Genomic DNA, 26,263 nt, shown 5'->3' with positions numbered 1-26,263 from the left:
GACAAGAATTTCTTGACGGACATTTCGAGATAAGGTTTCATTGCTTTCGTTATCTTTCGAAACGAAACTTAAGCCGTTATGTCTAAACGTAATACGCCGCAACGCAGACACAACATCCTGGCCTTGCTTGCAGAGCAAGGTGAAGTCAGTGTGGATGAACTGGCCAAGCGCTTCGAAACCTCCGAGGTTACGATTCGCAAGGACTTGGCTGCACTCGAAAGTAACGGTCTGTTATTACGTCGTTACGGCGGTGCTATTACCATGCCGCAAGAACTGGTCAGTGATGTACCTCAACCGGTTTCTCTTTATAAGCAAGCCATCGCCCGTGCGGCGGTTGGCCTGATTAAAGAGCATGCGCGCATCATCATCGACAGCGGCAGCACCACGGCCTCGATGATTCCACAGCTAGGCTTGCAACCCGGCCTGGTAGTGATGACCAACTCCCTGCACGTCGCCAACGCACTCAGCGAACTGGAACATGAGCCTGTGTTGCTGATGACCGGGGGCACCTGGGATCCGCACTCCGAGTCCTTTCAAGGGCAGGTTGCCGAACAGGTGTTGCGCTCTTACGACTTCGATCAACTGTTTATCGGTGCTGACGGCATAGACCTGCAGCGCGGCACGACAACTTTTAACGAGTTGTTGGGTCTGAGCCGGGTCATGGCTGATGTCGCACGTGAAGTGATCGTAATGGTCGAGTCGGACAAGATTGGTCGCAAGATACCCAACCTGGAACTGCCCTGGAGCAGCGTCCATACCCTTATTACAGATGATCGCCTGCCGCTTGAGGCACGCGAACAGATTCAGGCCCGGGGCATAACGTTGTTATGCGCGGCCCTAAGCTAGGAGAAGTTTATGTGTGGAATCGTTGGCGCAGTCGCTGAACGCAATATCACGGCCATTCTGCTCGAAGGCCTGAAACGTCTTGAATACCGCGGTTATGACAGCGCAGGTGTTGCTGTTTTCACCAACAACGGCACCCTGGAGCGCACGCGTCGCAACGGTAAAGTTGCCGAGCTGGAACAAGCGCTGGCCGGTGAACCCCTGGCAGGGCGTCTGGGTATTGCTCACACCCGTTGGGCGACCCACGGCGCGCCGTGTGAGCGTAACGCTCACCCGCATTTCTCCGGTTCCGATCTGGCAGTTGTACACAACGGCATCATCGAAAACCATGAAGCCCTGCGTGCGCAGCTTAAAGGCCTGGGTTACGAATTTACTTCGGACACTGACACCGAAGTCATTGCCCACCTGCTCAATCACAAATTCAAAGACCACAGCGACCTGACTGCGGCCCTCAAAGCCACTGTTAAAGAATTGCACGGTGCGTATGGCCTGGCCGTGATCAGCGCCAAACAACCGGATCGCCTGGTGGCTGCACGTAGCGGTAGCCCGCTGGTGATTGGCCTGGGTCTGGGTGAAAACTTCCTGGCCTCCGACCAATTGGCACTGCGCCAAGTGACTGACCGCTTCATGTACCTGGAAGAAGGCGACATCGCTGAAATCCATCGTGACAGCGTGCAGATCTGGGATGTGAATGGTCAAAGCGTTCAGCGTGAAACAGTGCAATACAGTGATGGCGCCGAAGCTGCTGACAAGGGCGAATATCGCCACTACATGCTCAAGGAAATCCACGAGCAGCCAGCAGTAGTACAGCGCACCCTGGAAAACCGTTTGGGTCAGGACCACGTTCTGGTACAAGCCTTTGGTCCACAAGCGAAGGAATTGTTCGCCAAAGTACGCAATGTTCAGATCGTAGCCTGTGGTACCAGCTACCACGCCGGGATGGTCGCTCGTTACTGGCTTGAAAGCCTGGCGGGCATCCCTTGCCAGGTCGAAGTGGCGAGCGAGTTCCGTTATCGCAAAGTTGTGGTGCAGCCCGATACCCTGTTTGTTTCGATCTCACAGTCGGGCGAAACCGCTGACACCCTCGCTGCACTGCGTAACGCAAAAGAACTGGGCTTCCTTGGCAGCCTGGCGATTTGCAACGTAGGTATCAGCTCGCTGGTGCGTGAGTCTGATTTGACGCTGCTTACCCAAGCCGGTCGTGAAATTGGCGTGGCTTCCACCAAAGCGTTCACCACCCAGCTGGTTGGCTTGCTGCTGCTGACCCTTTCCCTGGGCCAGGTTCGCGGCACGCTGGAAGCGGGCGTTGAAGCACAACTGGTAGAAGAGCTGCGTCGTTTGCCTGCGCGTTTGGGCGAAGCACTGGCGATGGACTCGGTTGTCGAAAAAGTGGCTGAGCTGTTCGCCGACAAGCACCACACCCTGTTCCTGGGCCGCGGCGCTCAGTTCCCGGTGGCAATGGAAGGCGCACTCAAGCTCAAAGAAATTTCGTACATCCACGCTGAAGCGTATCCAGCGGGCGAGCTGAAGCATGGCCCTCTGGCACTTGTGGATAACGACATGCCGGTGGTTACCGTTGCGCCGAACAATGAGCTGTTGGAAAAACTGAAATCCAACCTGCAAGAAGTGCGTGCCCGTGGTGGCGAGTTGATCGTGTTTGCCGATGAACAAGCCGGTATGACCAATGGCGAAGGCACCCATGTGATCAACATGCCGCACATCCACGATGTGCTGGCGCCGATCCTCTACACCATCCCGCTGCAATTGCTGTCTTACTACGTGGCCGTGCTCAAGGGCACCGACGTAGACCAGCCGCGGAACCTGGCCAAATCCGTCACTGTGGAATAAATTCTGCTGCGACAATTGGTAGCTGTGGGTTTAGAGAATTAAAACTGTCGCAGGAGTCGGCTAGGTCTGTCCTACCGCCTCCTGCTTTCGCAACTGGCTGCGCTCCTGCCCTTGACCATCCAACGGGCCGCTCAGGCATGGTAAGCGAGGCTCCGTCCTTTGGGGATCCTCGCGCCTGATGGACGAACACTGAGCAAAAGGCGCGACTACAGGTGGAAATCGCCCGCAGCCTCCGGCTGGTAAAGCACTTTCCTTATCTCAATCCGTCGGGTCCGATCAGAAATTCGCCAGTCGATGGCGTCCCCCTCCTGATAGCCCAGGATGGCGGCGCCGATGTCCGAATACACGGAATGCTTCCCTGAGTTGCTGTCCGCGTCTTCAGGGTAGACCAAGGCCACTTCGATCTCTTCGTCGTCCAGCTGCAGCAAGGCCCTGGAATTCATCGTCACGACATTGCTCGCCACCTGCTGCGGCTTGACGACAATGGCTCGCTCAAGCTCATGTTCGAGTTCAACAACGGCCGGGCCTTCTTCGAGCGCGATTAGACTCTCGAGCCTGGCCTTGTCGATTTCAGTGATGTAGATCCTGCTGGAGTCGCCAATGGCACCTTCGCGCAAGAACTGGAGATAGCGCCCGGCCGTCATGGAAAATGACTTCAATGTCGGCGTTTCGCTCTCAAGCAGAAAGCCGCTGCGCAGAAAGGCTTTCACCGAGCGCGCGTTGTCCGGGTGAATCTTGGCGATGAGCTTCTTGGCCCGCATGTCGAGGAATGCCAGTTTCATGCCTTCGCGGATCGTGCGGGCGCCAAGGTTTCGGCCCCATTTGTCGCTGTCTCCGATGACCAGGACTATCTCGCAATTTGAGCCGGTCTTGATTAGACGGACAAAGCCCACCGGGGCGTCATGCCGGTCATAGGCCATGAAGAAGCGGCCGCCCTGGTTGAACAGATGAGTCAGGATCGGCAATTGAGTCCGATCGATGACTTGCTCGATGGAGCGGGAGACATGACGCGAATCGCTCAGATAGCAGGTGACGCGCTCATCCTCCAACCAATCCATCAGCGTCAGCGCGTGCGCCCGAGTAATTTCAGGGCACAGCGAAATGAAAGGCTTGTTCATCGTAACCACACTTATTTCTAAAGGTTGGAAGCCCTTCATGGTTATGGTCATGACGGTTCTTTCGGCAACCGGCTATTTTAAGACATAACGCGAGTAATGCCGAACCCGAACCAGTCAAACGCTCAAGCCTTGATGAAGCCGACTATCAGTCACAATGATCAGCGATGCATCGTTGTGCCCTTTAACCCGACCCAGAGGCCCCATCAAATGTATGTGGATGTCTTGTCATTACTGGGTGCAACAGTTTTAATCCTCAGGATTCACACCCACTCGACCCGCTCTGCGGGTCGAGTGGTTTCTGGCCTGTGGATAACGTAAGCAAGGAGGCGGCATGCTGTACACCAATGCGCTGAGACAACTGGATATGCAGGATATTTCGATTGTTTTGTTGTTGATCGAAAACCGCAGCGCCAAGCGGGTTTCAGAAATTTTAAATCTCAGTCAGTCGAGTATCAGCTACAGCCTGAAAAAACTCAGACACTGTTTCGACGACAAACTGTTCGAAAGCAGTGAGGGCGCGATGCAGCCCACAGCGCGAGTGCTGGCGATGAAGCCTTATCTGCAAAACATCATGCAGTGCATTAACCAGTGCGCCATAGAAGGGGCGGGGCAGAGCAGTGTGCCGCGCCAGTGGAATATCACGGCCCCCGAATACTTTGAAATTCTGATGTTGCCTATGCTGTTGCAGCAGGTGCGTTCAACCGGGCGCAACTGGTCGTTGAGCATGAGCCGTTTGGGCAAGGATTTGCCGATCAATGAGTTGCTGGCCTCAGACATCGATGTCTGTTTTGGCTTCGGCCCGGGGTATCACCAGCGACACCCGTTATTGAATTACCGCAGCCTGAAGGAAGATGCGTTTGTGTGCTTGTCCAGCGTGCCAAAGCATCAACCGAAAACCGCTTTGGATATCGACGAGTTTTGTGAAACCCCACAGATATTTCCAACACCATGGTTGTCGGAAAAAAACATGGTGGATGGCTGGCTGGAAAAGCAGTCCCGTAGGCGAACTATTTTAACCCGTGCCAATTCCTATCATGCGGGGGTCAATATTTTATTGGCGTTACCTGCGCTGATCGTGGTTCCGGAAAAAATAGTGGCGACGCTAAATGTTTCACCCAAAATTAAAGTTCTTAAACCGCCAGTTGGTTTTCCGACATTTACTCTGGACATGATCTGGAGCCGAGAAAGAAATATCCACAGCGACTTTCATCAGCTGGAAGCGCTGATTGAAAAAATAAAAATATGATTTCAGCGGCGCAGTCCAACCTGTGGGAGTGTGGTGCGCTATACATCCCTTTGTTTATATCGCAAGGCGGTGTGCGGCCTTGAACTGAAAAGGAATATTCCATGTTTAAACATTTTTTCAAACCCGCCCGCACCAGCGCGGTTTTTTTATTTTCTTGCCTGGCGGCTTCTGTTGCCTGCGCCGCCGATAAAACCACCTACCCCGATGCTGCCGCCAGTGATCCCAAAACCATGGGCTGGATGGTCGGTGCGCCACCACCTCCTGATCGCATCGTGCGTTTTGCCGACGGCAGTTATTTTAAGTTCCCGGCCATGCGCTGGAGCGTTTCCAACTTTCGCCAATTGATGCCCACCACCAATGTTTCCCGTGGCCTGGGGGCTCCTGTGGCGCTGGCGCAGGCGCTGCGCACGGATATTGACGGTTTGACCTTCGTGCCTCTGGGCAGCAAGCAACCGATGACCTGGGAGCAATCACTGGCCGCGAATTACACCGACGGTATTGTGGTGTTGCACCGCGGAAAAATTATTTATGAGCGTTACTTCGGTGTGTTGAACCCCGAAGGCCAGCACGGCGCAATGTCGATGACCAAGTCGGTGGTGGGCACCATGGGGGCCATGCTGGTGGCCGATGGCACGCTGGATGCCAGCAAAAAAATCGCAGACTACGTGCCGGAGCTGGCTGAATCAGCCTTTGGCAACGCCACTTTGCGCCAGGTGCTGGACATGACCACCGGGCTTAAATACAGCGAAGATTATGCCGACCCGAATGCTGAGGTCTGGAAGCACGCGCAGGCGGGTAGCCCGCTGCCCAAACCCAAGGATTACACTGGCCCGCAAAGCTACATGGAGTATTTGCAGACGGTTGAACCCCAGGGCGAGCACGGTGAAGCATTCGCTTATAAAACAGTGAATACCGATGTGCTGGGTTGGGTGATTGCGCGGGTAACCGGAAAAAATGTCGCACAGTTGATGTCAGAAAAAATCTGGCAGCGTATCGGCGCTGAACAGGACGCGTATTTCACCGTCGACTCCATTGGAACGCCTTTCGCAGGCGGCGGCCTGAATACCGGGCTGCGTGATATGGCGCGCTTTGGCGAGATGATCCGCAATGATGGCCAGTATCTGGGCCAACAAATCGTGCCTAAAACGGTTGTGGATGAAATTCGTGCCGGTGGTGACAAGTCGGCCTTTTCCAAAGCCGGTTATGACCTGCTCAAAGGCAGCAGCTATCGCAATATGTGGTGGGTGACCCACAACGCCGACGGTGCCTTCATGGCGCGTGGTGTGTACGGCCAACGCACTTACATCGACCCCAAAGCCGAGATGGTGATTGTGCGTTATGCGTCCAACCCGGTCGCCAGCAACTCAGCGAACGACCCGGTGACCATTCCGGCGTTTGAGGCCCTGGCCAAACAGTTGATTGCTCACCCCGAGTGATTCTGCTGACGGGGGTGTGGGAGCGGGCTTGCTCGCGATCGCCTCACCCCGGTTTTTTCAAACACACCGAGTTGCCTGTATCGCGTGCAAGCCCGACTCCCAGAGGGTTTGCGCGCTTTATCAGGCAAAGATGAAGAATGCGTAAGCTGGACAAAAGTTTCATCACTTCTGCGATATCGTTACTAGATATTTCATGAGTGAGAAATTCCATGCGCGTCGATTTAGATGCCGAGGAGGAGAGGCTTGAGTCTTTGCCTCGTTTTCAAAGTGCCTCTGCACAGGCCCGCCAGCTCTATCAACTGAGTGTAGTGCTGGCGGTTATAGTGATTCTGGCGTGGGCGCTGGCCTTTTCCATAGGGCTGTTCTCATCTGAGTCGCTGTGGCCGGCGCTGCTCAATAACAATGCGGCTGCCCTGCTGGTGCTGGCGGCTGGTGCTCAATCGGCTTACTGGGTGGCGCGCTGGCGTCGCGACGCACTCAACCCGGTACCTGAAGTGCCTCAGGTCGAACCTGACGAACAGCCCGGTGGCATTGACCGCTTGAACCAGCGGATCAATACAGGTGCACAACGCCTGTTAGCCACGATCGGTCAGCCGGTGTTGTGGCTTGCTGGTGTTGGCGGCGCTGCGTGGTGGAGCGTGCAGCACATCTGGAGCCTGGCATTGCCGGGTTATGCATTGGGGACGTGGGGCAGTGTCGCGGCAGGTATCGCCATTGCGCTCGCGTTTTCGCTGCTGGTGTTCGAGCGTTATCTGGCGCAGCAGCAAGTTGCGCAATGGCCGGAAGCACGTTTGCTTGCGCCGTTGGTTCGTGTCCCTATCCTGACTTTTTTAATGAGTGCCGTGTGCCTGTTATTCAGCAGCGACGATGCGCTGTGGCCAGCCCGTTTGGCAGTGTTAACGGGGCTGCTGCCTGCCGCTGTGGCGGTTGAATTGATCCTGCGTGCGGTAGCGGCGTTGTTCAGCCCGCGTCGCGACAAGCTCGAACCACGGATGATTGGCCAAAGTTTTGTCGCGGGCATGTTGCGCTGGCCGCCTCAACCGTTGCTGGCGCTGCAACACGAGTTGCATAACCGCTTTGGTATCGACCTGCGTCAAATCTGGGCGTTTACGTACATGCGTAAAGCGTTCTTCCCGGTGCTGGCGGTGGTGGTTGCGGTCGGCTGGGTACTGAGCGGCGTGAATGAAATCCCGCTCCAAGGTCGCGGGATTTATGAGCGCTTCGGTAAACCGGTTGAAGTGCTGGGGCCGGGACTGCACGCCGGTTTGCCTTGGCCATTGGGTCGGGTACTGGCGGTCGAAAATGGAGTGGTGCATGAATTGGCGACCAGCACTGAATCGGCCATCGATCCGTTGCTCACGCCTGCCGATGGCTTGCCACCGCTTACGGCCAACCGGCTGTGGGACGCCACCCACGTGAATGACAAGTCTCAGTTGATTGCCAGCGACAGCGGCGACAGGCAGGGCTTTCAGATCGTCAACATGGACGTGCGTTTTGTGTACCGCATTGGCCTGAGTGACCGTGCTGCCATTGCAGCGACTTATCACAGCAATGACGTCCCGACGCTGATCCGCAGTACCGCAAGTCGCATTCTGGTCCACGACTTTGCCTCGCGCACCCTCGATGGTGTGCTCGGTGAGCAGCGCAGTGCGTTGGCCGATGACATCGGTTGTGCCGTCCAGGCCGATCTGGATGCGCTCGACAGCGGAGTCGAAATTCTTGCCACCGTGGTTGAAGCCATTCATCCACCGGCCGGTGCGGCCAATGCGTATCACGGTGTCCAGGCTGCCCAAATCAGTGCGCAGGCCTTGATTGCCCGTGAGCGGGGTGCCGCCAGTGAACAAATCAACGTTGCGCAATTGCAGGCCAGTGTTGCGCTGGACCAGGCCCATGCATTGGCGCGTGAAGTGAACGCTACCGCACAGACGGCGGATCTGCGTTTTGGCGCTGAACAAAAAGCCTACGCCAGCGCCGGCCACGGATTTTTGCTTGAGCAGTATTTGAGTCAGTTAAGCCTGGGACTGAACAACGCCAGATTGCTGATCCTCGACCATCGCCTCGGGGGCAGCAGTGCGCCGACCCTCGATCTGCGTTCTTTCACGCTGCCGGCCGATCCTGTCGCGCCGCGTAAAGCTGCTCAGTAAGGAGCCCTTATTTTGTCTCAATCTCACGATCACAGCAGCCATCATCATGGCTGTTCACACCACGGCCATCACGCTCATGGTGACGACCATGAGCTGAGCCCTTTCCCATGGCGACGCATGGGCTGGGCCGCGCTGCTGGTGCTGTTTGCCATCGCCGCTGCCAGCCTGGTGCAAGTCCGCTCCGGTGAAGCGACGGTCATTACCCGCTTTGGCAACCCGGCCCGGGTGTTGCTTGAACCGGGGCTGGGCTGGCGCTGGCCGGCACCTTTTGAAGTCAGCGTGCCGGTGGATCTGCGTTTGCGCACCACCTCCAGCGGTTTGCAAGACGTGGGCACCCGTGATGGTTTGCGGATTATTGTGCAGGCCTATGTGGCCTGGCAGGTGCAGCCCGACGCCGAGAATGTGCAGCGATTCATGCGTGCGGTGCAGAACCAGCCAGACGAAGCTGCCCGGCAGATTCGTACCTTTGTCGGCTCGGCACTGGAAACAACGGCCGCCAGTTTTGATCTCTCAAGCCTGGTGAACACTGACTCCAGCCTGGTCAGAATTGCCGACTTCGAAGCGCAACTGCGCAAGCAGATCGAACAGCAACTGCTCAGTACCTACGGGGTACGTGTGCTGCAAGTGGGTGTAGAGCGGCTGACCTTGCCCTCGGTAACGCTCACGGCCACCGTTGACCGTATGCGCGCTGAGCGCGAGACCATCGCCACCGAACGCACCGCCGTGGGCAAACGTGAAGCGGCGCAGATACGTTCGGCTGCCGAACGCGATGCGCGGATTCTCCAGGCGGATGCCAGCATCAAGGCTGCCGGTATTGAAGCCCAGTCGCGGGTCGACGCGGCGCAGATTTATGGCCGGGCATACGCCAGTTCGCCTGAGCTGTACAACGAACTGCGCTCGCTCGATACGTTGGGCACGATGGTTAACCCGGGCACCAAAATTATTTTGCGTACCGATGCAGCGCCGTTTCGAGTACTGGTCGACGGCCCGCCGAAGCTGGATGCCAAGGCCGGATCGCAGCCATGAACCAGGAACCCGAAGCGATACAAGGGGTAAGCAGCCCGTGGCAGCAGGCCGGGCGCCTGGCATTTTTGGGCTTGTATGCCGTGACGGTTTTCGCGGCGGTGGCGTGGGTGGGGTCCAACGTGCGCCAGATCGATCCGCAAAATCGTGCAGTGGTGTTACGTATGGGCGCGCTGGATCGCATTCAAAATGCCGGCTTGTTGCTGGCGTGGCCAAGGCCCTTCGAGCAAGTGGTGATCGTCCCTGCTGCGGACCGCGTAAGTGAGCGCAGGATAGATAACCTCATGCGCTCAGATGCCGCGCTGCAGGCTGACCGGGTGGCGACATTTGCCACGCCGGTCAACGATGCTCTGGCCGGTTCCGGGTATCTGCTGACCGGCGACGCGGGTGTGGTGCAACTGGATGTGCGGGTGTTTTACAACGTCACCGAACCCTATGCCTTTGTGTTGCAAGGTGAGCACGTATTGCCTGCGCTGGACCGTCTGGTAACCCGCAGCGCCGTTGCCCTGACGGCGGCACGGGATCTGGACACGATCCTGGTGGCGCGTCCCGAACTGATCGGCAGCGACAGCCAGGCGGCCGAACGCCGCGAGCGTTTGCGCGGTGATCTGGTGCAGGGCATCAATCAGCAACTTGCCGCCCTGAGTGCAGCAGGCCAGAGCCTTGGCCTGGAAGTGGTGCGCGTGGATGTGCAATCCAGTTTGCCGGGCCCTGCGGTCAATGCCTTCAACGCGGTACTGACTGCCAGCCAGCACGCCGAACAAGCGGTGGCCGCAGCCCGCAATGAAGCTGCCAAAGTCACCCAGTCGGCCACCCAACAAGCCGACCGCAGTGTAGGGCAGGCGCAGGCTCAAGCCAGTGAACGCCTGGCCAAGGCGCAGGCGGATACGTCCACCATCATCAACCTGGCCAAGGTGCAGCAGGCCGGTAATGACCCGGGCCTCATGTTGCGTCTGTACCGCGAACGCATGCCGAAGATTTTGAGCCAGGCCGGCTCAGTCACCAGCGTTGACCCCAAAGATGATTCCCGCCTGATTATTCAGGGAGCCGAACAATGAGTACGTCCGCCACTCAACCCACCGTCAGCCTGCTCAGCAGTACCGAGCAACGCAGCGCCGCGCGCCAACTGACCCTGGCCATGCTGGCGCTGGGCTTGTTGGGTCTGGGGCTGGTGTGGCGCTGGTTGATGCCCGCACAAATCGGCGTCAGTCAGTTGCTGCCTGGCTTCGCTTCTCTATTGGTGGCCGTGCCTGTCATGCGTTCGGCCTGGTACAGCCTGCGCTATCCGAGCCTGCATGGGATCACTGACCAGCTGATTGCTCTGGCCATGCTCGGTGCCTGGGCCACGGGGGATTTGCTGACGGCGGCACTGCTGCCGATCATCATGATCTTCGGCCACGTGCTGGAAGAGCGCAGCGTGATCGGTTCACAAGAAGCGATCCACGCACTGGGCAAACTGACCCGCAGTCAGGCGCGCCTGTTTCTGGCCGACGGCAGTTTGCTGGAAGTCGACAACGCCACACTTGAAACCGGTGACCAGGTAGAAGTGCGCGCCGGTGATCGGGTACCCGCCGATGGTGTGGTGCTGGCGGGGCAGGCTAGCCTCGACACCGCTTCGATTACCGGTGAGTCGGTACCCCTTGAAGTCAGTGTCGGTCAGCCGATCTTTGGCGGGGCGATCAACCTTGATGGCTTGTTGCGGGTGGAAGTCACGCGCACCGGCCAGGAGTCGACCCTGGGTAAAGTCATCGCCTTGATGCAAAACGCCGAGCGCGCCAAACCGCCGATCACGCGTTTGCTTGAGCGCTACGCCGGCAGCTACATGGTGCTGGTGTTGATGATCGCGGCAGTGACCTGGTTTATCACCAACGATGCACAGGCGATGCTCGCTGTGTTGGTGGCGGCGTGCCCTTGCGCGTTGGTCCTGTCGGCACCGGCGACGGCGATTGCCGGCATTGCCGTGGCTGCCCGCCACGGGATTTTGATCCGCAGTTCGGCGTTCCTGGAAGAGCTGGCGGATCTCACGTCTTTGGTTGTGGATAAAACCGGCACTCTGACTTACGGCACCTTGCGGTTGCAAGGGATTGAAACGGAGCAGCCCGACCAGCAACCGTTACTGCTACTGGCCGCCAGTTTGGGCGCCGCCAGCAGTCACCCGGTGAGCAGGGCCCTGGCCGGTCTGGTGAGTCACGAACATATGCTGGCGCTGAGCGATGTTCGCGAGCGCCAGGGGTTGGGCGTAGTTGCCAGCACGGAGCAGGGCGAAGCGGCTCTGGGCCGCCCCGAGTTGTTCAGCCAGTTGGGTATCAGCACGACCACTGTGCCGAATCACGATGGGCCCATCGCAGGCTTGTCGCTCAATGATGTTTTTCTCGGCTGGCTGTTGTTGGCGGACAGCATCAAACCCGAAGCCCGGCAGGCGCTGGGTGAGCTGCGCGAACTGGGGCTTGGCCGTCAGGTCCTGCTGACCGGCGATCGCCAGAGCGTGGCACAGCATCTGGCACACAGGGTGGGCATCAGCGAGGTGCAGGCGCAGGCACTCCCCGAAGACAAACTCAACCGTGTACTGAGCGAAATCGACAGCGGTTTCCGGCCCATGGTAGTGGGTGACGGCATCAACGATTCGCTGGCGCTCAAGGCCGGTGTGGTCGGGGTTGCCATGGGTGCAGGGGGGGCGGATATCGCGTTGGCATCTTCGGACATTGTGCTGATCGGCAGTGACTTGCGGCGCCTGGGGACCTGCGTACGGCTGAGCCGCGAGTGCCGTCACACCCTGCATGTCAATGTGATCATTGGTCTGGGCTGGACCCTGGCCATTGTGGCCGCTGCGGCGTTTGGCTGGCTGGGCGTTGCGGGGGCAATGATTGCCGCCGTGTTGCATAACCTCAGTACTTTACTAGTGTTGGCCAATGCAGGGCGTTTACTGAGGTTTCATGAGTCGTTGGTGGCGCTCAAGCCGACCTCAGAATGATTCGGATAAGCGGTAGCGCACCCTCTAGCGTCTACCTCCGGTTCACGAAGCTGACAGTTTTGGTTAATCGTCTAACCTATAGTTTTCATATCTGAACTGAAGGAGGAACAAAGATGCTCGCGCAACTTCCGCCGGCCTTACAGAAACTTCAACTTCCATTACGGCTAAGGCTGTGGGACGGCCACGAGTTCAATTTCGGTCCGACGCCCAGCGTCACGATTGTGATCAAAGATCCGACCCTGGTGGCTCAGTTTACCAACCCCAGTCTCGACCTGCTGGGCAGTGCTTTTGTTGAGGGCCGGCTTGAACTGGAAGGCTCAATCAGCGAAGCCATTCGCGTATGCGATGAATTGAGTCAGGCACTGGTGGGGGATGACGAGGTCAGCGCCCCCGCTCGTGTTTATCACGACAAGGCTACTGATGCCGAATCCATTTCCTATCACTACGACCTGTCCAACGACTTCTATCAGCTGTGGCTCGATCGCGACATGGCTTATTCCTGTGGGTATTTTGAAACCGGGGAGGAGAGTCTGGATGAAGCACAGCAAGCCAAGTTCCGCCTGCTGTGCCGCAAGCTGCGACTCAAGCCAGGAGAGTACTTGCTGGATGTCGGCTGTGGCTGGGGCGGGCTGGCTCGTTTTGCAGCGCGGGAATATGGGGTCAAGGTCTTCGGGATTACCTTGAGCAAGGAGCAACTCAAACTGGCTCATGAACGGGTCAAAGCCGAAGGTCTGCAGGACAAGGTCGATCTGCAACTGCTGGACTACCGCGATCTGCCTCAAGATGGCCGGTTCGATAAAATCGTCAGCGTCGGGATGTTCGAGCATGTGGGGCACGCTAACCTGCGCGAGTATTGCGAAATTCTGTCCAGGGCCGTGCGCGAGGGCGGGCTGGTGATGAACCACGGGATCACGTCCAAGCACACCGATGGCCGTCAGGTCGGTCGTGGGGCCGGTGAGTTTATCGATCGTTATGTGTTCCCTAACGGTGAGTTGCCGCATCTGTCGATGATGACTGCCGAGATCAGCGAGGCGGGGCTGGAAGTCGTTGATGTTGAAAGCTTGCGCCTGCATTACGCGCGCACGCTGGAGCATTGGAGCCAGCGACTGGAGCACAACCTTGAGGCTGCCGCCAAGCAGGTGCCGGAACAGGCCCTGCGTATTTGGCGGCTGTATCTGGCGGGTTGTGCTTACGCCTTCGCTCATGGCTGGATCAACATCGATCAGATCCTGGCGACCAAACCCCATGCTGATGGCTCGCTGGAGTTGCCACCGACCAGGGCGGATATCTATCGCTGATATGTTTTTTCATGGGAGAGAAAGGCCGTGACGCCAGAGCGTCACGGCCTTTTTTATAGAACAGGCGAAACCAGGCGCGCAACCCGCATGGCCAGTTGCTGCAAGCGGTGAGTGGCCTTGATGTCCGCTTCCGTAATTTCACGGGCCAGTGCGAAGTCATCGAGCAGCATATGCTCGACCTGCCTGGCGAACGCATCGTCGACGGTGAGCAGCATCACTTCAAAGTTGAGACGGAACGAGCGGTTGTCCATATTGGCGCTGCCAATGGCGCTGATTTCGTCGTCGACCAACACCACTTTTTGATGCACAAACCCGGGTTGATAACGGAAGATCCGCACGCCTGCGCGCACAGCTTCGAAGGCATACAGGCTGGACGCGGCATACACGATTTTATGGTCAGGGCGTGACGGTATCAGGATGCGTACATCCACCCCGCGCAGCACGGCGAGTCGCAGTGCTGCGAACACAGCCTCATCGGGGACAAAGTAGGGGGTCGTAATCCATACCCGGCGGTTGGCGGCATGGATCGCCTCAACGAAAAACAGCGAGCAGGTTTCGTACGGATCTGCCGGACCGCTGGCCAGGAACTGGCAGAGCACGCCATCTTCCGGATAGCTCTGGGGCAGGATCAGGGGCGGCAATTTGCGAGCGGCCCAGAACCAGTCTTCAGCAAATGATTCCTGCAGGCAGGCAACCACAGGCCCGGTGACTTCGACGTGAGTGTCGCGCCACGGTGACAGCGGTGGTTTGGCGCCCAGGTATTCAACGCCTACGTTGTGCCCACCGACAAAACCTCGCACTCCGTCCACGACCACCACTTTTCGATGGTTGCGAAAGTTCACCTGGAAGCGACTGATCCAGCCACCACGGGTGGCGAATGCATAGGTTTGTACACCGCCTGCACGCAAGCTTTCCCCGTAACTTTTGGGCAGGGAGTGGCTGCCAATGCTGTCGTACAACACATGTACTGCGACGCCTTGGGCGGCTTTCTCAAGGAGCAGTGCGTGCAGCTTCATGCCCAGATCATCGTCGTGGATGATAAAGAACTGGACCAGCACCACCTCTTTGGCGGAACGAATGGCGTCGAAAATGGCGTCGAAAGTGGCCGTGCCATTGATTAACAAACGCACCGAGTTGTTTGCAAGGCAGGGCATGCGTCCCAACTTCGGCATTGCCCGCAACGAGGTATAGGCTTTTGAGTTGCGAGCCGAGAGTGCTTCCTCGACCCAAGGTCGCCAGTTCAGGTCGGTGATGGCGTCGCGCATTTCCTTGTTGGCATCACGGCGGGCGCGAATGTAATCGTCAAACGTGCTGCGACCAAATATCAGATACGGGATCAGGGTGAAGTAAGGAATGAAGAACAGTGACATGGCCCACGCGATCGAACCCTGCGCCGTCCTGACGGTTAATACCGCATGTACGGCGGCAATCAAGCCTAAGCTGTGGATCAGTAAAATCAGATAACCAAATACGTGCGGGCCTAGATAATCCATGCGTATCCTTGCTCCTCAATGTCCAATGCCAAGTCTTGACCGACCTGAATGTCTTGATTGGTTGCGGGTGCAACACTTACCCATTTTTGACGTCTAACGCGAACAATAGCGTAGGAGTAACTTGATGAATGTTCGTCTGCTTGGGTTGTTCATGGCCTGTGGTTTGTCGATCCCGGTGGCTCAGGCCCAAATGCTTCAGCCGGGTCTTTGGGAATTGACCTCCAGCAATATGCAGGTCGATGGCCAGCAGTTGCCTGAACTGCAGGTAATGTTAGGTCAATTACAGAACATGCTGACCCCGGAACAAAAAGCTCAGTTGGAGAACCAAGGGCTGACCATGGGGGGTAAAGGTGTTCGGGTGTGCCTGACACCCGATCAAGTGAAGTCAGACAACATTCCGCTGACAGATCCCAAGTCTGGTTGTAACCAGCAGATCACTGAGCGTAGTGGAAATCAGTGGAAGTTTCGCTTTAGTTGTCCAAAAGCCCAGGGCGCAGGTGTGGCAACCTTTGCCAGTGATCGTGAATTCACCACCCAAGTGAATGGCACCTTTAACGCGACCGGGATTCAGCAGAAGGGCAGCATGGATACCCGTGCTGTCTGGTTGGGACAAAACTGTGGAACAGTCAAACCGCGAGCCTGATCAAAACTCGTTTTGCAGCGCTTTATAGCCGCGCACCAGATCGACATTGGTGCGTGCTACATCCTCTGAAAATTCCGATGCACTGACACTGACCGGAGCGAATTGGCTCAGGTCAGTGCTTGGCCCGATACGGGTTGTGGACGGTACGTAAAAATTCTCAGGCAGGTCGCGGCCATCGACGACCGAGTTATGCCGCACCACACAGCCGTCACCCAGCTCGCAATTGAACAGCACACTGTTGAATCCGATAAAGACTCGATCGCCTACACGGCATGGCCCGTGGACGATGGAGCGGTGCGCTATCGAAGTATTTTCACCAATAGTGACGGCTGCCCCGGACTTTGAATGGATGACCACGCCGTCCTGAATATTCGAGTTTGCACCGATGGTGATCGGTTGCATGCCGCCGTCCTTGTCGACTTCGTCTGCGCGGATCACGGCATAGGGACCGACGAACACATTTTCGCCGATGACCACCTTGCCGCAAATAATTGCAGTTCTATCGACGTATGCCGACTCGGCTATGGAGGGTAAATCACCGGAGGGGTTCTTGCGGATCATGGTGCGCTCCAGTTCCAGCGGCTCTCGGCTACGGCGTCATGGCTGTGCAAGCTCTCAGCGTGAACCACTTTAATGTTGAAACCCTTCAGTCCTTGAGCAACCTTCAGCGCGACATTCAACCTTCGTACAGCATCCTCGCAGAACATTAAATTCTGGCCATTGGCTAACGCGAAGGCTTGTTCGTCTGCTCGTTTTACAGCGGTTTGTACCGCGGTCCCCAAAGCACTTTCAGCCTCATCGATCAGCGTATTGATCGGGAGATACTCCAGCTCAGTGTCAAGGCGGATTTGTAAAATAGCGGTACTTCTTTGGCTGTGTGGCGTAGCGACGATGCCTTGTGAACTACCAAGCCAGGTTAAAACTTCGGCGTGTAGCAACGCTTTGTTGGCAAAGTCGTTGACGAATTGTTGTTGGATTAATTGTCGAGCCAAGGCTGCCGAGCACGGGCAAGTTGATGAATATTCCACTTCTACTTTTAGTTCCACGTGGAACATTCCGTTTTTCAGAGAGGCATCGATGGTCAGCGGGTAGCTCTTCCATCCGTTCAAAGGGCTGACCAATGCGGGGCGTTTTAGTAGCAGGTGGGTATGAATACTCAGGTAGGCACAGATCGATAAATCGTCATGGCTGTCGAGAAATTGCTGTAAAACTTTTTTCAAAAGTAGAGGGTTCAGCCCCTGTGACTCGAGTACTTCTAGCGCTAGAAAAAGTCGTGACATGTGAATTCCGCGTGCCTGTGCGTCATCCAGACTGACTCCGGCATCAACCTTGGCGGTGAGCCGCTGGCCATCAATCACAATGGGCAGTGCAATCCCGCACATCCCGACCCATTCCAGCGGGACAACTTGGCGGGCATATTGAGACGCAATGTCGGGAAGGATAAGTGCATTCATAAAGAGCTTCCATCGAGGGAGTTGGCATTTTGTTACTCAATAACAATTCTAATCTTTTGTATTGTTATAATGTATCATTATCTGCGGTCTGAATTGGTCGCGCCAACAAGCGGGCGCTTTGACCTGCCAACCCTGATGAGGAAGCTCCCATGCCTAAACGTTTGCCGGTGACTGTGCTGTCCGGATTTCTCGGTGCAGGAAAAAGCACCCTGCTTAATTATATTTTGCGTAACCGCGACAACTTGCGGGTGGCGGTGATCGTCAACGACATGAGCGAAATAAATATTGATGGCGGTGAGGTTCAACGTGATGTGACTTTGAATCGGGCTGAAGAAAAACTCGTCGAAATGAGCAACGGCTGTATTTGCTGCACTCTGCGCGAAGACTTACTGCATGAGGTCAGCGCACTGGCGAAAGACGGCCGTTTTGATTATTTGTTGATCGAATCAACCGGCATTTCAGAACCGCTGCCGGTGGCAGAAACCTTCACTTTTCGCGATGAAGCGGGCCAAAGCCTGGCCGATATTGCCCGGCTGGACACCATGGTCACGGTGGTGGATGGCCTGAATTTTTTGCAAGATTATCAAGCCGCAGAAAGTCTGGATTCACGGGGTGAAACCCTTGGAGAATCAGACGAACGGTCGATTACCGATTTGTTGATTGAGCAAATAGAGTTCGCTGACGTCATATTAGTCAGCAAAATTGACCTTATCAGCAGTGACGAACGACAAGAATTAATCGCCATTTTGCAGCGCTTGAATGCTCAGGCAGAAATAATTCCGATGGTGATGGGCGAAGTTTCTCTCAATAAAATTCTTGATACCGGACGTTTTGACTTTGAGCGTGCGGCTCAAGCACCGGGCTGGTTGCAAGAGTTACGCGGCGAGCATGTGCCCGAAAGCGAAGAATATGGCATCGCGTCCAGCGCTTATCGCGCGCGCAGGCCATTTCACCCGGAACGTTTCTTTAATTTTATTGATCGCCCATGGACCAACGGTAAATTGCTGCGCTCCAAAGGTTTTTTTTGGCTGGCCAGTAAATATCAGGAAGCGGGCAGTTGGTCTCAGGCGGGCGGTCTGATGCGTTACGGGTTTGCCGGACGCTGGTGGCGCTTTGTGCCGCGTGATCAGTGGCCTCAAGACCCGGAAACCAGGGCAGAAATCCTTCAAAAATGGCTGCCGGATACCGCCGATTGCCGGCAGGAATTGGTGTTTATTGGTCAACACATCGACTTTGCCTTGCTGACGGCTGAGCTCGATGCCTGTTTGCTCAGCGATGCAGAGTTGGCACTGGGCGCAGAAGGCTGGAAACAACTGCGCGACCCGTTCGGTGAATGGCATGAAGAGGTGGCTGCGTGATGAATGCCTTTGTTCAGACGGCTCAACCTTTGATTCATCAGATGCGCGGGCAAACCCCGGATGCCATGACGCGAATCCTGGATGAAGACGTGAATCTGGCGATCTGGCAGCGTCAGTTGCCTGTGCAAATTGTCGATTTCGGCGCGTTATTGCTCTCGCTGGACGAGCCTTTGGCTGACGCCATCGTTCTGGAAATAGCCAACGAACAGGCTCGACCTAACCTCCACGGCCTGGCATCCAGGTTTAATGATCTGGAAGGCTATACAGGCTTTATTGCAGATGTTTCCTGGCTGGTCAGTGCCTATGCGTGCCTGTTGGGCGCAAAACGCATTGGGCTGCGTCTCAGGGCCCTGGATAAGGCAATGTGCCCACGCTTTCATGTGGATCACGTACCTGTGCGACTTATTACCACTTATGCGGGGATTGGTACTCAGTGGCTGGAAGAAGGCGTGATGGAGCGTCGTCAGCTGGGGCAGGTGCAGGCCGAGCCAACTGAGGGCGGGTTGATTCAGCAAATAAATGCCGGTGAGGTGGCCTTGCTCAAGGGCGAAAAGTGGCAGGGTAACGAGGGTGCGGGCTTGATTCATCGCTCGCCTGCTCTGGCGCAGGGCGAACGACGTCTGATTTTGACCCTCGACTGGCTGGCCTGAGGCATATTGCTTGCTTGGACCTCTACAGAAGCTGGCGATCATGCTGCAGAACATTCCTACCCACTTGATTGCCGGGCCCCTTGGCGCCGGCAAAACCAGTCTGATTCAGCACCTGATGGCGCACAAGCCCGCACACGAACGCTGGGCGGTACTGGTTAATGAGTTCGGCCAAATCGGCCTGGATGCCGCGCTGATGAGTCAGGCAGACGACGCAATCGCAATTGCCGAAGTAGCAGGCGGATGCGTGTGTTGCGTCAACGGCGCACCTTTTCAAATTGGCTTGAGCCGTCTATTACGCAAGGCTCGCCCGGATCGACTGTTTATCGAACCCTCCGGTTTGGGTCATCCCGTACAGCTTTTGAAACAACTCAGCGAAGCGCCCTGGCTCGGCGTTCTGGCCTTGCAGCCGTGTGTGATGGTGCTGGATGCGCAAGCAATGGCCCAGGGCAAATCCTTGCCTGAAACCCAGCAAGAGGCCCTGAAAAGTGCCGGTTTAGTGGTCATGAATAAATCTAATAGTGTCCCAAATGAGCAACGTGAACAGATTGCATACAGTCTGCCAAAGTGCCCTGTTTTATGGGTCGAGCATGGGCGAATCCCTTTAAATACGCTGCCTGCAGCCCACGTGAATATTGCTCATGCTGTGGATAACTCCTTGATTTATAAGGATTTTAATCAAGTTCACAGTGTGTTTTCCGATCCCCGGACACCGATTGTGATGACTCAGTCGCAGCCCGAAGGGTGGAGTGTGGGCTGGCGCTGGCATGCCTCGCGGCAATTCGACTTGGGCTTGCTGGAACAGTGGCTTCAAAGCCTGGACTGGCGACGTGCGAAGTTGGTTATTCACGGCTCGGGAGGCTGGTTTTCAACTAATTCTGTGGATAACTCGATCGCACAATGGAAGTCGAGCGAGTGGCGCAAGGATTCACGCCTGGAACTGATCTTTGATCGCCCACAAAATCTGGAATTGCTACGGTCAGGACTGGAAAACTGCCTGCTAAAAGAAGTTTTTTAGGGGGGAGGGGGGTGACGCGACCCTGTAATCAGGGGGTTTTAGGCTAAATCTGTGCTGGTAAAATTGTCCTACAATTAAAAGTGTTCGCACTGCATTTTCTGGCTAAAACCCTTTCGATGTGTCTATCTCAGGGGTTTTAGCTTGGTTGACGGAAAAGTTATCCACAGGCAAGAGGTGTTGGCACGGTCGGGCAGGGTCAGTGGCGTGTCTTGCTGTGTTCCTGACGCCATTGGCTGAGCTCAATCACCTGAGCAGTGGGAATTTCGCTCGGCTGGGGCTCAGTCTGCATCGGGTAGGGTGGCAATTCGATTTTTGCGCTATGGGCGCCGAATTGGGTAATGGACCCCGTATGGCGCTGATCGCCTGTGACCGTGAATTCGAAGTTATACACACGGGCCAGACGCTTGTTGCCGCTGGCATCGGCGATAAAGCCAATCTTTTTAAGGGCCACGTTTTCATCCAGCAACTCGATATCAAGTTTTTTACAGTGCTGTTTGACTCGTTCCAGCGCCCGCTCGCGCATGCCGTGGTTATGCCACAGCCAGGCAGCAGCCGTTGCCAGCAGCATCAGCACAAACATATTTCCAAGGGTCAGCATTACATGTGCTCCAACAGATTGTGCTCAGCTTAACTGCGTGTTCAACCTGTCGTACAGGCCGCGTTTCGTCGCATACTGCGTGGCTTGAATCCACCCGTAGTCTGGAATCCGGCATGAAACGTACACCTCATTTACTCGCCATCCAATCCCACGTGGTTTTCGGCCATGCCGGCAACAGCGCAGCGGTTTTTCCTATGCAGCGCGTCGGGGTGAATGTCTGGCCTTTGAACACGGTGCAGTTCTCGAACCACACTCAGTATGGTCAGTGGACAGGCGAAGTGTTGGCTCCCGAGCAAATTCCTTCGCTGGTCGACGGGATCGCCGCCATCGGTGAGCTGGGTAACTGTGATGCGGTTTTGTCCGGTTATCTGGGCAGTGCGGCTCAGGGGCGAGCCATTTTAAGCGGTGTGGCGCGCATTAAAGCCGTCAACCCACATGCGCTGTATCTGTGTGACCCGGTCATGGGGCACCCCGAGAAAGGTTGCATCGTCCCACAAGAAGTCAGTGATTTTCTGCTTGAAGAAGCCGTCGCGATGGCGGATTTCCTGTGCCCCAATCAGCTGGAACTGGACAGTTTCTGCGGTCGCCACCCGCAATCCTTGTTCGACTGCCTGGCCATGGCCCGCAGCTTGCTGGCCCGAGGTCCGAAAGCGGTGCTGGTGAAGCATTTGTATTATCCCGGCAAACCGGCAGAAAATTTTGAGATGCTGTTGGTAACGGCAGAGGGGAGCTGGCATTTACGCCGTCCGTTGCTGGCCTTCCCGCGTCAGCCCGTGGGCGTGGGCGATTTGACGTCAGGGTTATTTCTGGCTCGGGTTTTACTGGGTGACAGTCTGGTGGCTGCGTTTGAATTTACGGCGGCGGCGGTGCATGAAGTGTTGCTGGAAACCCAGGCATGCACCAGCTACGAATTGCAACTGGTGCGGGCCCAGGACCGCATCGCTCATCCGCGTGTGCGGTTTGAGGCGGTGCCGATCAGTTTGTAAGCAAACTAAAAAAAATTTGTGGGAGCGGACTTGCTCGCGATTCTGGCGACTCGGTTTATCTGTAAGACCGAGGTGATGCAATCGCGAGCAGCCCGTTCCCACAGATCATTTACACCGTTTCGTCTTTCAGTTCGCGATAACGCTGCTCCAGCTCCTGACGGATCTGGCGGCGTTGCTTGCCCTGAATAAAGCGGCGCTTGTCTTCGCTGTTCAATGGCTGCAACGGCGGAACAGCGGCCGGTTTGCGATCATCGTCCACCGCCACCATGGTGAAAAAGCAACTGTTGGTGTGGCGCACCGAGCGTTCACGAATATTTTCAGTGACGACTTTGATCCCGACTTCCATCGAGGTGTTGCCGGTGTAGTTGACCGATGCGAGGAAGGTCACCAGCTCTCCGACATGAATTGGCTCACGAAAAATAACCTGGTCCACCGACAGGGTGACCACATAGCGCCCCGCATAGCGGCTGGCGCAGGCATAAGCGACTTCATCGAGGTACTTGAGCAGGGTTCCGCCGTGAACATTGCCAGAGAAATTGGCCATATCCGGGGTCATCAAGACCGTCATCGACAGTTGGGCGTTTCCGGGTTCCATAGCAGCAGGCTCGCGGTTGTATTGCAGCAGTGAAGTGGGTATCTCTGCGGATACTTGTCGATTTTTGAAACAGTTAATAACGGGACGTTGCCGTTTTGACTGCCGTCACGCTTATGTCCATCTGTTTCCATATATTGCACCGCCTTTCCGCTGGAAGTCGCGGTGTTAACCTGCAAAAGCCCATTTATTGGGTAATTCCTATATTTAAAACAGTCGATGCTCACCGCCTGATAAGTGGTGTGTATCGTCTTGTTGCCTGATGAAAATTAAACAAGGAGTACCGCGCCATGCATGCCATCAGTTTTATTCAGGATCTGGCAGTCATCATGCTGGTCGCAGGTGTGGTGACGATTCTTTTTCACAGGTTCAAGCAGCCAGTGGTGCTGGGCTACATCGTGGCGGGTTTTATTATTGGCCCGCACACACCGCCGTTTGGCCTGATCCACGATGAAGAAACGATCAAGACCCTGGCCGAGCTGGGGGTGATTTTTTTGATGTTTTGCCTGGGTCTGGAGTTCAGCCTGCGCAAATTGTTCAAGGTCGGAGCTACCGCCTTTATCGCAGCGTTTATGGAAATTACGCTGATGATCTGGATCGGCTACGAAATTGGCCGCTGGTTCGACTGGAGCACCATGGATTCGCTGTTTTTAGGCGCCATCCTGGCGATTTCGTCGACCACCATCATCGTTAAGGCGCTTAACGACCTGAAGATGAAAAACGAGCGCTTCGCGCAGCTTATTTTTGGCGTGTTGATCGTTGAAGACATCCTGGGTATCGGGATTATTGCGCTGTTGTCGAGTATCGCTGTCAGCGGCAGTGTCAGCCCGGAGGAAGTATTTTCGACGGTCGGTAAATTGTCGTTGTTCATGATTGTGGCGCTGGTTATCGGCATTTTGCTGGTGCCGCGTGTGCTGGCGTATGTGGCCAAATTCGAAAGCAATGAGATGCTGCTGATTACCGTCCTGGGGCTGTGCTTTGGCTTCTGCCTGCTGGTGGTCAAGCTGGAATACAGCATGGTGCTCGGTGCGTTTTTGATCGGTGCGATCATGGCCGAGTCGCGTCAGTTGCTGAAGATTGAACGTCTGATCGAGCCGGTACGTGATTTGTTCAGCGCGATCTTTTTTGTCGCCATCGGGCTGATGCTCGACCCGGCAATCCTGCTGGAATACGCGCTGCCAATCGTAGTGATCACCATCGCGGTGGTACTGGGCAAGGTGCTGTCCTGCGGGCTTGGGGCGTTTATCGCAGGCAATGACGGGCGCACCTCGCTACGGGTTGGGATGGGGCTGTCTCAGATTGGAGAGTTTTCTTTCATCATTGCGGCGCTGGGTATGACACTGCAGGTCACCAGCAGCTTCCTGTACCCCGTGGCGGTTGCGGTATCGGTGTTGACCACCCTGATGACGCCTTACCTGATTCGCGCCGCAGACCCGCTCTCACTCAAGCTGGCGCAGGTGGTACCTGATCGCCTGTCGCGGGTTTTGGGGTTGTATGGCGAATGGCTGCGCAGTATTCAGCCCCAGGGTGAGGGCGCGCTATTGGCAGCAATGATCCGAAAAATCTTGCTGCAAGTGGGCGTCAATCTGGCTTTGGTTATCGCTATTTTCTTCGCCGGCGGTTATTTCGCCCCGCGCATCGGGCGCTACCTGCAGGGCTGGATTCTGGAGCCGAGCTGGCAAAAAGGGATGATCTGGGGCGCGGCCTTGCTGTTGTCGCTACCGTTCCTGATCGCGGCATATCGCAAGCTCAAAGCGCTGTCGATGCTGCTGGCGGAGATGGGGGTCAAGCCTGAAATGGCCGGGCGCCATACACAGCGCGTGCGTCGGGTGATATCTGAAGTGATCCCGATTTTGTCATTGCTGGTGATTTTTCTGCTGCTGTCGGCATTGTCGGCGAGCATCTTGCCCACCAATGAATTACTGATGGTGATTGCAGTGGTGGCCGCGGGGGTAGCTGCACTGTTGTGGCGCTGGTTTATCCGGATTCACACGCGGATGCAGGTTGCACTCCTGGAGACCCTGGATAACCACAAGGAGGGTGGGCACTGACTGCCCGCTGACCAAGGGCTGGAAAGCGGGCATGCCCAGGGCCTGTTGACGTTTCGTTGTGAGCCACAATGAAGCGTCAACAGGCCCTGGCGGTATCAGCTTTCCAGCCAGACGTCCCGCGCCCAGTGCCAGACCGATTCCCAGGTCTCTTCGGTGACGAGTTCTTCTTCGCCGGACCACAGCACCACGGTGCCGTCTTCTTCCACGCAGTAGTAGTCGTCGCCGTCCTGGCAAATAGGGATCAAGCTGCGATCAACGCCGGCATCCCAGGCGTTGGCCGCCACTTCCGGCAGGTAGGTATGCGACTGCGGGTCGGTCACGGTGACCGGCTCCAGGCTGCCATACACCACGTCACTGACGGTCAGCAAAAACTCTCTGAAGACAAACGGGATATCAATGAACAGCTGTTCTTCGATTTCCACCAACTGGTCTTCTTCAGGCAGTTCCAGAGGAACTGGTACAGGCTCGTTTTTTTCGCGTAGCTCTTCGATGATCTCTTCCACGACCTCAATCCTCATACTCTATGGCGCGGTTTATATGACGCGCTTTATACAGTAGCTCGTTATAAGTGCAATCGTGAAATGCAAAGCCCCGGACAAGTCCGGGGCTTTGTTTAACGCATGTACAGCCTGTGGGATCAGCCGTTCTGGCGGATACCGGCAACCAGCCAAGGCTGGTTATCGCCTTGTTGACGTTCCATGTTCCAGCTTTCGCTGAAGGCTTCGCCCTGGTCAAAGCGCGAGTTTTTCGACACGCCGCTGAAGGTCAGGGTTGCGATGGTTTTGTCCGCCCGATCGTCCAGGCCGTCCAGTTGAACGCTCAGGTTGTCGATGTAGGTGGACTGGAAGCCATCACCCAGCTCAGCGCGTTCACGCTTGAGGAAGTCGAGCATCTGTGGCGTCACGAACTCGGCGATCTTGTCCATTTCGTTGGCATCCCAGTGCTGTTGCAGGGACTGGAAATGGCTGCGCGCAGCTTCAAGGAAGTTTTGTTCGTTGAACCAGGCCGGAGCATTGATTACCGGACGGGCCGCAGGTGCAGCCGAACCGCCACCGAAGATCGACGAAGGAGCAGGTTTGTCTTCGAACACCTGACGCTGCATTGGCGAGTGACCCGCTGGGGCCATGTCAGCCTGTTGCTTGCGGCGACGGGCGGCAATGAAGCGAAAGATCAGGAAGGCGATGACGCCCATGATCAGGATGTCGAAGAACTGCATGCCCTGGAAGCCGCCGCCCATGAACATGGACGCCAGCAGGCCACCGGCAGCGAGGCCGGCCAGAGGGCCGAGCCAGCGCGAAGCACCACCGGCTTTAGCGGCTGCGCCTGCAGCGCCGGCAGCCGCAGGGGCTGCAGCTGGAGCGGCCTGGCGCGTTTGGTGGCTAGGCGCTGCACCGGCGCTTTTGCCGCCGCCGAAGCGTTTGGCGTTCGCGTCGAGGCTCATCGTCAAACCGATGCACAACGCCATGGCGATGCTAAGAAAGCGTTTCATAAGGGGT

At 56.3% G+C, this 26,263-nt stretch carries 23 protein-coding genes; 15 read left to right on the top strand and 8 right to left on the bottom strand.

The genetic code is table 11. The features are described from left to right. Positions 1-78: 78 nt before the first annotated feature. Both ACZRMS_RS10730 and glmS read left to right on the top strand, forming a co-directional pair. Positions 79-846 carry a DeoR/GlpR family DNA-binding transcription regulator gene (locus tag ACZRMS_RS10730; protein ID WP_016782880.1) on the top strand — a complete coding sequence of 256 codons (768 nt, stop codon included), beginning with the start codon at positions 79-81 and terminating at the stop codon, positions 844-846. A gap of 9 nt (positions 847-855) precedes the next feature. After that, positions 856-2,691: a glutamine--fructose-6-phosphate transaminase (isomerizing) gene (gene glmS / locus ACZRMS_RS10725; protein WP_463995332.1), complete on the top strand. Its 1,836-nt coding sequence runs from the start codon at positions 856-858 to the stop codon at positions 2,689-2,691. A gap of 206 nt (positions 2,692-2,897) precedes the next feature. On the opposite strand, the gene ACZRMS_RS10720 is transcribed toward glmS, so the two are convergent. Further along, positions 2,898-3,860 carry a bifunctional GNAT family N-acetyltransferase/nucleoside diphosphate kinase regulator gene (locus ACZRMS_RS10720; protein WP_463995331.1) on the bottom strand — a complete coding sequence of 321 codons (963 nt, stop codon included), beginning with the start codon at positions 3,858-3,860 and terminating at the stop codon, positions 2,898-2,900. Positions 3,861-4,140: 280 nt separating this feature from the next. Between ACZRMS_RS10720 and ACZRMS_RS10715 the strand changes: the two genes are divergently transcribed. The 7 genes from ACZRMS_RS10715 (at position 4,141) to cfaB (ending at position 13,927) form a co-directional block, all read left to right on the top strand. Further along, positions 4,141-5,055 (top strand): LysR substrate-binding domain-containing protein, encoded by a 915-nt coding sequence (locus tag ACZRMS_RS10715; RefSeq protein WP_463995330.1) that lies wholly within the window; start codon positions 4,141-4,143, stop codon positions 5,053-5,055. A gap of 101 nt (positions 5,056-5,156) precedes the next feature. Next, positions 5,157-6,491: a serine hydrolase domain-containing protein gene (locus ACZRMS_RS10710; RefSeq protein WP_463995329.1), complete on the top strand. Its 1,335-nt coding sequence runs from the start codon at positions 5,157-5,159 to the stop codon at positions 6,489-6,491. Between the two features lie 209 nt (positions 6,492-6,700). After that, positions 6,701-8,635, top strand: a complete 1,935-nt coding sequence (hflK, locus tag ACZRMS_RS10705) for a protease modulator HflK (RefSeq protein ID WP_463995328.1) — start codon at positions 6,701-6,703, stop codon at positions 8,633-8,635. Positions 8,636-8,647: 12 nt separating this feature from the next. Continuing rightward, positions 8,648-9,661 carry a protease modulator HflC gene (gene hflC / locus ACZRMS_RS10700; protein ID WP_463995327.1) on the top strand — a complete coding sequence of 338 codons (1,014 nt, stop codon included), beginning with the start codon at positions 8,648-8,650 and terminating at the stop codon, positions 9,659-9,661. After that, the gene (locus ACZRMS_RS10695; protein ID WP_463995326.1) at positions 9,658-10,716 is read left to right on the top strand and encodes an SPFH domain-containing protein; all 1,059 of its coding nucleotides are present in this window, start codon (positions 9,658-9,660) and stop codon (positions 10,714-10,716) included. The genes hflC and ACZRMS_RS10695 overlap by 4 nt, the downstream gene beginning before the upstream one ends. After that, positions 10,713-12,629 carry a heavy metal translocating P-type ATPase gene (locus tag ACZRMS_RS10690; RefSeq protein ID WP_463995325.1) on the top strand — a complete coding sequence of 639 codons (1,917 nt, stop codon included), beginning with the start codon at positions 10,713-10,715 and terminating at the stop codon, positions 12,627-12,629. The genes ACZRMS_RS10695 and ACZRMS_RS10690 overlap by 4 nt, the downstream gene beginning before the upstream one ends. A gap of 113 nt (positions 12,630-12,742) precedes the next feature. After that, positions 12,743-13,927, top strand: coding sequence for a C17 cyclopropane fatty acid synthase CfaB (gene cfaB / locus ACZRMS_RS10685; RefSeq protein WP_463995324.1), 1,185 nt, complete (start codon positions 12,743-12,745; stop codon positions 13,925-13,927). A gap of 53 nt (positions 13,928-13,980) precedes the next feature. On the opposite strand, the gene cls is transcribed toward cfaB, so the two are convergent. Next, positions 13,981-15,420, bottom strand: a complete 1,440-nt coding sequence (cls, locus tag ACZRMS_RS10680; protein ID WP_463995323.1) for a cardiolipin synthase — start codon at positions 15,418-15,420, stop codon at positions 13,981-13,983. A 124-nt stretch (positions 15,421-15,544) separates the two neighbouring features. Between cls and ACZRMS_RS10675 the strand changes: the two genes are divergently transcribed. After that, on the top strand, positions 15,545-16,063 hold the full coding sequence (locus ACZRMS_RS10675) for a DUF3617 domain-containing protein (protein WP_463995322.1): 519 nt from the start codon (positions 15,545-15,547) through the stop codon (positions 16,061-16,063). On the opposite strand, the gene ACZRMS_RS10670 is transcribed toward ACZRMS_RS10675, so the two are convergent. Next, a complete protein-coding gene (locus ACZRMS_RS10670; RefSeq protein ID WP_463995321.1) occupies positions 16,064-16,624 on the bottom strand; it encodes a gamma carbonic anhydrase family protein in 561 nt (186 codons plus the stop codon). Beyond that, a complete protein-coding gene (gene folE2 / locus ACZRMS_RS10665; protein WP_463995320.1) occupies positions 16,621-17,517 on the bottom strand; it encodes a GTP cyclohydrolase FolE2 in 897 nt (298 codons plus the stop codon). The genes ACZRMS_RS10670 and folE2 overlap by 4 nt, the downstream gene beginning before the upstream one ends. Before the next feature lie 149 nt (positions 17,518-17,666). On the opposite strand from folE2, the gene zigA reads away from it, so the two are divergent. The 3 genes from zigA to ACZRMS_RS10650 are packed head-to-tail and all read left to right on the top strand — an operon-like array spanning position 17,667 to position 20,540. Beyond that, positions 17,667-18,875 carry a zinc metallochaperone GTPase ZigA gene (gene zigA / locus ACZRMS_RS10660; protein WP_463995319.1) on the top strand — a complete coding sequence of 403 codons (1,209 nt, stop codon included), beginning with the start codon at positions 17,667-17,669 and terminating at the stop codon, positions 18,873-18,875. Further along, positions 18,875-19,525 (top strand): DUF1826 domain-containing protein, encoded by a 651-nt coding sequence (locus tag ACZRMS_RS10655; RefSeq protein WP_463995318.1) that lies wholly within the window; start codon positions 18,875-18,877, stop codon positions 19,523-19,525. The genes zigA and ACZRMS_RS10655 overlap by 1 nt, the downstream gene beginning before the upstream one ends. Before the next feature lie 40 nt (positions 19,526-19,565). Then, entirely contained in the window at positions 19,566-20,540 is a 975-nt protein-coding gene (locus ACZRMS_RS10650; RefSeq protein ID WP_463995317.1) for a CobW family GTP-binding protein, read from the top strand. A gap of 196 nt (positions 20,541-20,736) precedes the next feature. On the opposite strand, the gene ACZRMS_RS10645 is transcribed toward ACZRMS_RS10650, so the two are convergent. After that, positions 20,737-21,138: a DUF3301 domain-containing protein gene (locus tag ACZRMS_RS10645; RefSeq protein ID WP_463995316.1), complete on the bottom strand. Its 402-nt coding sequence runs from the start codon at positions 21,136-21,138 to the stop codon at positions 20,737-20,739. Between the two features lie 113 nt (positions 21,139-21,251). Here ACZRMS_RS10645 and pdxY point away from each other — a divergent pair, with 113 nt between their 5' ends. Continuing rightward, on the top strand, positions 21,252-22,124 hold the full coding sequence (pdxY, locus tag ACZRMS_RS10640; protein WP_463995315.1) for a pyridoxal kinase PdxY: 873 nt from the start codon (positions 21,252-21,254) through the stop codon (positions 22,122-22,124). Between the two features lie 109 nt (positions 22,125-22,233). On the opposite strand, the gene ACZRMS_RS10635 is transcribed toward pdxY, so the two are convergent. Next, positions 22,234-22,719: an acyl-CoA thioesterase gene (locus tag ACZRMS_RS10635; RefSeq protein WP_019826917.1), complete on the bottom strand. Its 486-nt coding sequence runs from the start codon at positions 22,717-22,719 to the stop codon at positions 22,234-22,236. A 287-nt stretch (positions 22,720-23,006) separates the two neighbouring features. On the opposite strand from ACZRMS_RS10635, the gene ACZRMS_RS10630 reads away from it, so the two are divergent. Beyond that, positions 23,007-24,767: a cation:proton antiporter gene (locus tag ACZRMS_RS10630; RefSeq protein ID WP_463995314.1), complete on the top strand. Its 1,761-nt coding sequence runs from the start codon at positions 23,007-23,009 to the stop codon at positions 24,765-24,767. Positions 24,768-24,862: 95 nt separating this feature from the next. On the opposite strand, the gene ACZRMS_RS10625 is transcribed toward ACZRMS_RS10630, so the two are convergent. Continuing rightward, on the bottom strand, positions 24,863-25,270 hold the full coding sequence (locus ACZRMS_RS10625; protein WP_016782918.1) for an SMI1/KNR4 family protein: 408 nt from the start codon (positions 25,268-25,270) through the stop codon (positions 24,863-24,865). Positions 25,271-25,404: 134 nt separating this feature from the next. Then, entirely contained in the window at positions 25,405-26,256 is an 852-nt protein-coding gene (locus tag ACZRMS_RS10620; RefSeq protein WP_463995313.1) for a Tim44 domain-containing protein, read from the bottom strand. Positions 26,257-26,263: the final 7 nt, after the last annotated feature.

It is taken from the genome of Pseudomonas sp. B424 (assembly GCF_055408345.1).
This window is presented reverse-complemented; position numbering and strand designations above follow the sequence as displayed.

Coding starts and splice junctions, on each gene's coding strand:
- ACZRMS_RS10655 (WP_463995318.1), top strand. CDS start 18,875: ATGAATGCCTTTGTTCAGACGGCTCAACCTTTGATTCATCAGATGCGC.
- ACZRMS_RS10720 (WP_463995331.1), bottom strand. CDS start 3,860: ATGACCATAACCATGAAGGGCTTCCAACCTTTAGAAATAAGTGTGGTT.
- folE2 (WP_463995320.1), bottom strand. CDS start 17,517: ATGAATGCACTTATCCTTCCCGACATTGCGTCTCAATATGCCCGCCAA.
- pdxY (WP_463995315.1), top strand. CDS start 21,252: ATGAAACGTACACCTCATTTACTCGCCATCCAATCCCACGTGGTTTTC.
- glmS (WP_463995332.1), top strand. CDS start 856: ATGTGTGGAATCGTTGGCGCAGTCGCTGAACGCAATATCACGGCCATT.
- ACZRMS_RS10675 (WP_463995322.1), top strand. CDS start 15,545: ATGAATGTTCGTCTGCTTGGGTTGTTCATGGCCTGTGGTTTGTCGATC.
- ACZRMS_RS10670 (WP_463995321.1), bottom strand. CDS start 16,624: ATGATCCGCAAGAACCCCTCCGGTGATTTACCCTCCATAGCCGAGTCG.
- ACZRMS_RS10630 (WP_463995314.1), top strand. CDS start 23,007: ATGCATGCCATCAGTTTTATTCAGGATCTGGCAGTCATCATGCTGGTC.
- ACZRMS_RS10695 (WP_463995326.1), top strand. CDS start 9,658: ATGAACCAGGAACCCGAAGCGATACAAGGGGTAAGCAGCCCGTGGCAG.
- zigA (WP_463995319.1), top strand. CDS start 17,667: ATGCCTAAACGTTTGCCGGTGACTGTGCTGTCCGGATTTCTCGGTGCA.
- ACZRMS_RS10730 (WP_016782880.1), top strand. CDS start 79: ATGTCTAAACGTAATACGCCGCAACGCAGACACAACATCCTGGCCTTG.
- hflK (WP_463995328.1), top strand. CDS start 6,701: ATGCGCGTCGATTTAGATGCCGAGGAGGAGAGGCTTGAGTCTTTGCCT.
- cfaB (WP_463995324.1), top strand. CDS start 12,743: ATGCTCGCGCAACTTCCGCCGGCCTTACAGAAACTTCAACTTCCATTA.
- ACZRMS_RS10690 (WP_463995325.1), top strand. CDS start 10,713: ATGAGTACGTCCGCCACTCAACCCACCGTCAGCCTGCTCAGCAGTACC.
- ACZRMS_RS10620 (WP_463995313.1), bottom strand. CDS start 26,256: ATGAAACGCTTTCTTAGCATCGCCATGGCGTTGTGCATCGGTTTGACG.
- ACZRMS_RS10635 (WP_019826917.1), bottom strand. CDS start 22,719: ATGGAACCCGGAAACGCCCAACTGTCGATGACGGTCTTGATGACCCCG.
- ACZRMS_RS10645 (WP_463995316.1), bottom strand. CDS start 21,138: ATGCTGACCCTTGGAAATATGTTTGTGCTGATGCTGCTGGCAACGGCT.
- cls (WP_463995323.1), bottom strand. CDS start 15,420: ATGGATTATCTAGGCCCGCACGTATTTGGTTATCTGATTTTACTGATC.
- ACZRMS_RS10715 (WP_463995330.1), top strand. CDS start 4,141: ATGCTGTACACCAATGCGCTGAGACAACTGGATATGCAGGATATTTCG.
- ACZRMS_RS10710 (WP_463995329.1), top strand. CDS start 5,157: ATGTTTAAACATTTTTTCAAACCCGCCCGCACCAGCGCGGTTTTTTTA.
- ACZRMS_RS10650 (WP_463995317.1), top strand. CDS start 19,566: ATGCTGCAGAACATTCCTACCCACTTGATTGCCGGGCCCCTTGGCGCC.